The 5,433-nt window shown below is 40.1% G+C and carries 6 protein-coding genes; all 6 read left to right on the top strand.

Annotation, left to right across the window (positions count from 1 at the left end; all coding sequences use genetic code 11):
- Positions 1 to 105 precede the first annotated feature (105 nt).
- The 6 genes from DW981_RS14085 (at position 106) to DW981_RS15815 (ending at position 5,150) form a co-directional block, all read left to right on the top strand.
- Positions 106 to 1,305, top strand: coding sequence for a hypothetical protein (locus DW981_RS14085; protein ID WP_118508185.1), 1,200 nt, complete (start codon positions 106 to 108; stop codon positions 1,303 to 1,305).
- Positions 1,306 to 1,410: 105 nt separating this feature from the next.
- A protein-coding gene (locus DW981_RS14080) for an IS3 family transposase (protein ID WP_243034776.1) occupies positions 1,411 to 2,987 on the top strand; the annotation gives its coding sequence in 2 pieces (ribosomal slippage) (positions 1,411 to 1,885 and positions 1,885 to 2,987; 1,578 coding nt in all).
- A 98-nt stretch (positions 2,988 to 3,085) separates the two neighbouring features.
- The gene (locus DW981_RS14075) at positions 3,086 to 3,496 is read left to right on the top strand and encodes a DUF6531 domain-containing protein (protein ID WP_118508184.1); all 411 of its coding nucleotides are present in this window, start codon (positions 3,086 to 3,088) and stop codon (positions 3,494 to 3,496) included.
- Positions 3,493 to 4,029 carry a hypothetical protein gene (locus tag DW981_RS14070; RefSeq protein ID WP_118508183.1) on the top strand — a complete coding sequence of 179 codons (537 nt, stop codon included), beginning with the start codon at positions 3,493 to 3,495 and terminating at the stop codon, positions 4,027 to 4,029. Before DW981_RS14075 ends, DW981_RS14070 begins: the two co-directional genes overlap by 4 nt.
- A gap of 186 nt (positions 4,030 to 4,215) precedes the next feature.
- On the top strand, positions 4,216 to 4,854 hold the full coding sequence (locus DW981_RS14065) for a DUF3991 domain-containing protein (protein WP_243034775.1): 639 nt from the start codon (positions 4,216 to 4,218) through the stop codon (positions 4,852 to 4,854).
- A complete protein-coding gene (locus tag DW981_RS15815) occupies positions 4,851 to 5,150 on the top strand; it encodes a toprim domain-containing protein (protein WP_243034774.1) in 300 nt (99 codons plus the stop codon). Before DW981_RS14065 ends, DW981_RS15815 begins: the two co-directional genes overlap by 4 nt.
- Positions 5,151 to 5,433: the final 283 nt, after the last annotated feature.

Below are 5,433 nucleotides of genomic sequence, written 5' to 3'. Positions count from 1 at the left end.
TTATCAATATCTTTATATTATATGCTTTCTGTTTGCGCTATTTATATATATTATTTTAAGAACAATATATATAAACTTCCATTCATTTATAAAAGGAGGATAATCATGAAACGACTAATAGCATATTTCATTACCATCAGTTTATTATTGGGGTGTGTCGGCAATGCGAAAGAGGCTACTGCACAGGCGAAAATCCAGGCCACGGTTAAGGATATGTCGGGTGTGAAAAGGAAACTTACTATGGATTCGGTGAAACATGTTGCCACAAAATTAATACGCTATAATTATCCGGGTGAGTATGCCCAGGTGGCAGACGGGCATTACTATTATATGCGGCAAACAGGAGAAAACAATCGTTATACAGTGTATCGGGATAAAGGGAAAAAAGTAGGATCATTTAAATATACATATGAATCCCCAGGATGGGGATATAGATGGAATGCATTCGGGTGGCATGAGGGGAAATTATATGTGAAATTTAGTGATGAAGATGATCATATGATAAAAATTGGCGTGGTGGATTTTAAGCAGGAATCCATAAAAACAATTTGTACGTGTAAATTTCCTGCTTCTACTATTGATGTGAGTTGGATGGATGTGTATCTGTATCAAAATAAAATTTATGCTAATTATGTAATGAAGGTAAAGGCTAGGTATATAAGAAAGGTAAAGGAATATGAGTTGTCTTCTGGCAATCTGTTAAACACATTCTCTGATCCAGGCTTGATTAATATTGCTGACGGAAAAATATATTATACTGCATACCAAGGGAAGGGGAAAAAACAAATTATTACATTCCGGTGCAGGGATATGGCAACCAATAAGGATAAAAAAGTGTTTCGCTGCACTGTGCCTGGAAAAAGTTATTATTTCGATGAACTGATAATGAAAGGAAAAGAGATTTATTATTATAGGACATATGGGGAATATGAATATACAAGTGCATTAGCATATTCCATTCCATCGTTCGGTGGTAAGATGCAGCAGATCGGCAAGGGAGAGATCCGTAATTTTGTTTATAGCAATAAATACTATTTTTATATTGACAAGAAATTCAGACTGCACAGGCAGAACCGTAAAACAGGCAAAGATAAGATAATCAGTGGAATTAAAGCGGTCAAAGTGGATTGTACCCAAAAAGGGCTTTATGTGCAGAAATACGACAAGTGGTTTGATAAGGATGGGTTTGAAGATGCCAATGATGATTATACACCTGCTCTTTATTTCATGAATTTCAAAGGGAAAAATGTAAAAAAGATTGCCAAATATACTTATGGGCATATGAGTTATGAAGGATGGTGGTAAATGTGGTATTTCAATGGGGTTATTTATAAAAAACCTCTAGTGTAGGGGAGTTGTCACCCACCTCCCAAGCTGATATGATAAGTATCAGAAGGACAGGTGATTGCTATGAGTTATAACAAATATCCAAAGGAAATGAAGGAAGCCATAATAGCAAGAATGCTTGAAGGCGATGAAACAGTAATGGACATCCAGCGAGATACAGGAGTAGGGATCAATACTCTGTACAGATGGAGAGATCAGGCTAAGCATCAAAAGGGCTTATCAGCAACAACAAAATATAAGAATGCAGATAAATGGAGCAGTCAGGACAAGTTCATGGTTGTTCTTGAAACTGCAAATTTAACAGAGATAGAGTTCTCGGAGTATTGCCGTGAAAAAGGTGTTTATCCGGAGCAGGTTAAAGAATGGAAAGAGGCTTGCATAAACGCAAATGATATCGCAAGAGAAAAAAGCACAAAGGCAGGCAAAGAACTCCGTGCAGAACGGAAAGAAAAGGAGAAGTTAGAAAAAGAACTTGCAAGAAAAGAAAAGGCATTGGCTGAAGCAATTGCATTATTAGTGCTACGAAAAAAAGCAGATGCGATTTGGGGAACGGACGAAGAGGACGAATGATCAACGCTTCAGATCGCAGACAAGCAGTAGAGTTGATCAAAGAAGCAGTAGATTCAGGAGCAGCATTGTATAAAGCATGCGCAGAGCTTGGAATCAGTAAGCGAACATATAACCACTGGAAGAATACAGACAGTGATTATATAGACAAACGCACGATATGTGCAAGACCAGAGCCGGCGAATAAGCTGACTAAGGAAGAAAGGCAGGAGATATTGGACATATGCAATACAGAAGAGTTTGCATCAAAAACACCAAGTGAGATTGTTCCAATGCTTGCGGACAGAGGAGGCTATATAGCAAGTGAAAGTACATTTTACAAAGTGTTAAAGGAAGCAAAACAGTTGACTCACAGAGGACGGGAGCAGCGGAAACATAAGAGACCAATATCAACGCACAAAGCAACGAGAGCCAATCAGGTGTGGATGTGGGATATCACATACTTAAACGGACCGATCAAAGGAATGCATTATTATTTATATATGTTTTCTGATTTATACAGCAGGAAGATTGTTGGCTGGAAAGTTTGGGAAAGTGAAGATGCAAAGCATGCGAGTGAATTGGTGAAACGAATTTATCGGGATGAAAAGATATATATCAGAAATATGCAGAAAGAACCATTGGTGCTGCATTCTGATAATGGAAGTCCGATGAAGGGAACGACAATGTTGGAAACATTGTATGCACTGGGAATTACGCCATCGAAAAGTAGACTACGGGTAAGTAATGATAATCCATATGCAGAGAGTTTGTTTAAGACATTAAAATATGTGCCGAATTTTCAACCGCAAGGATTTGCCACACTGACAGAAGCAAGATTGTGGGTAAAGCGGTTTGTGGAATGGTACAATAACGAACATCGTCATAGTGGGATAAACTATGTGACACCATCACAGAGACATATGGGATTGGATCAGGAAGTTTTAAGGAAGCGAAAAGAGGTTTACGAAAAAGCGAAAGAAAGACATCCGGAAAGATGGGCAAAAGGAACCAGAGCCTGGAGTTTTTCAGAAGAAGAATGGCTAAATCCAAGACAAGAAGCAGAAACAAAAAAAGAGGCGAAAGGCTCGTGAAATTAAAAGAAAGGAAAATCGGGTAGGGTGACAACCACCCGAAAAAATTCCGTGATAAATATAAATGATTAGGAGTACAGAAAAAGGAGTGAATATCTATGGGAAAGATCAAAAAGATGATTACAGGAGTGGCAATCACATTTTTGTGTGGAATGGCGGTATTTGTCAGTAGTAACAGCTGCCTAGCGGCAGGAGAATCCTATGACACCGAACTGGAAGCCGCTTACGGAGATACCTTCCGGAGCGTCTATGAAAACAGGCTTGCCGGCTCCACGTTAGAAGCGGAAGGAATCGACGGAGTAGATACCGCCACCGGTCATCTGATGCTTTCCCGTAATGACCTGTCATTGGACGGAACCGGCGGTATGGACTTTAAACTGAACCGCTACTACGACAGCAACGAAGCCAACTTAGGCCATGCCACAGTGGAATATATTGAACAGTTAGAGGTAGATACCTCTGGGTTTACTACACAGCGTCAGACGGTTCCCAGAGGCGCATTGTCGTGAACGCCGCCATCTGGAAAAACCATAAGAATGCCTTGAAAAACCTGTTAGTGAAATACGAAAAGGGCGAAGGCTGGAAAGGGGTATCCGTTAATGGCGAAAAGCACTATGAAAATGATACCCAGCGCACCAAGATCGTCAGCAATGAGGGGCACAACGTCTATGGACTGGCAAGCGGCTGGCGGTATGATTTCCCGTGGATTGAGACTGTCACATTGACTGAGGATGAAGGCTGGGGAAAGAATCCCACTTACCTTCACTATGGCAGTGCCAGGGTCATTTACATCGAAACCGAAGCGGATGACGCCACAAAGACCTATTCCATCAAAGGACTGGAAGGCTACGATTATGATGATATCAAACTGGAGGACTGGGATAAGACCGTAGACGGCATTGCCTGCAAATACCTTCTCCGTGACAAAAACGGACTCCGTACCTATTTCAATGAAGACGGTGTCATTGTGCTACAGAAAGACGCCCATGACAACATCATTACTATAACAGCAACGAAGCTGGAATCGGTCACCCAACGGTAGAATATCTGGATAAAATTGATGTGGATACGGTGTATTTACAGTTTCAGACACAGAGCGGGGATACGCATCAGATTATTGTGTGTACTTCTCTGATTAACAACCATAAGAAGGCACTTAAGGATTTATTGGATCTATCGGCTTATTTTAATATATGGAAAAAATTAAATATGGAATGGAGGTGAAACAATGTCATATATCAAGCCAGAACTGGTTGCAAAAGCAAAGGAAATGGACTTGTTGACCTATCTGAAAAACTATGAACCAGGACAACTTGTCAAACTGTCAGGTGGCGAGTATTGTACGAAGGAGCATGACAGTTTGAAAATTTCCAACGGAAAATGGTGTTGGTGGTCAAGAGGAATCGGTGGCAGGTCAGCACTTGATTATCTCATTAAAGTACAAAATATTCCTTTTTTGGAAGCGGTAGAAATTATTTTAGGACAGGCGGCAGTCAGACCGCCTGTCCTAATGCCACAGAAAGAAAAAAGGGAAAGGGGAGAACTTATCATACCCAAAATGGTTGCAAGTCCTACGACAGCATATTGGTATCTGATCGAACAGCGTATGATTGACTGGAAAATTGTCATGGATTGCTTTAGAAAAAAGCTGATAAAGGAAACGGAGAATCATGAGGTTGCTTTTATTGGATATGACGAAAATGGAGTAATCCGATGTATCAATTTAAGGGCAACAGATGATTCCGATTTCAAAAAAACAGTATATGGTTTGGACAGGCAGTTTGCTTTTCGGCTGGTAACGGAAAAAATCTTGTTCTTCATTTATACGAGGCAGCGATTGACTTACTTTCTTACCTTACCTTATTGAAAGAACAAGGAGTAGATTACAGGGATGGCAATTATATTTCGCTGGGAGGAATTTATCAGCCCAAAAAAGAAATTGAAAAAAGTACCGTTCCGGTTGCTTTGAAACGGTATCTTGCAGAACACAAAACAACGAAAATCATGGTATATTTTGATAATGATTTTGCGGGTAGGAAAGCGGCCGAAACCCTGAAAATTATATTGCTGGAATATGAGGTGAAAAATTATCCACCACCAAAAGGAAAAGATTATAACGATTATTTAGTTATGAAACGAGTAAGTGAATTAAAGAAAAAATGATAGTGTCAAGTAAGCTATGAAAAACGAGCCGAAGAAAAATAGGCTCAAATGAACCTTGAAAATTGCAGATATTTATGTTTTTGATAACGGACGCCATCCTTGAGGGCGCACAAAAGCAATGCTCTGATCGTATTACCGACGGCGAAGAACTCAGGAACAGTTACATTCTTTCCGTCGCATCACAGCATTTTAGCATTGCCTCTGTGTGCCTTCAAGGACACAGCCGTAAGCGTTGCTTACGGTGGCTGATATTAACCTCGGGCTTTGAATCTAGGAACAGTTA

Source organism: Clostridium sp. AM49-4BH (genome assembly GCF_003478335.1).
Lineage (GTDB): Bacteria > Bacillota > Clostridia > Lachnospirales > Lachnospiraceae > Butyribacter.
The sequence above is the reverse complement of the archived record's forward strand: the minus strand, read 5'-3'. Positions and strand labels throughout refer to the sequence as shown.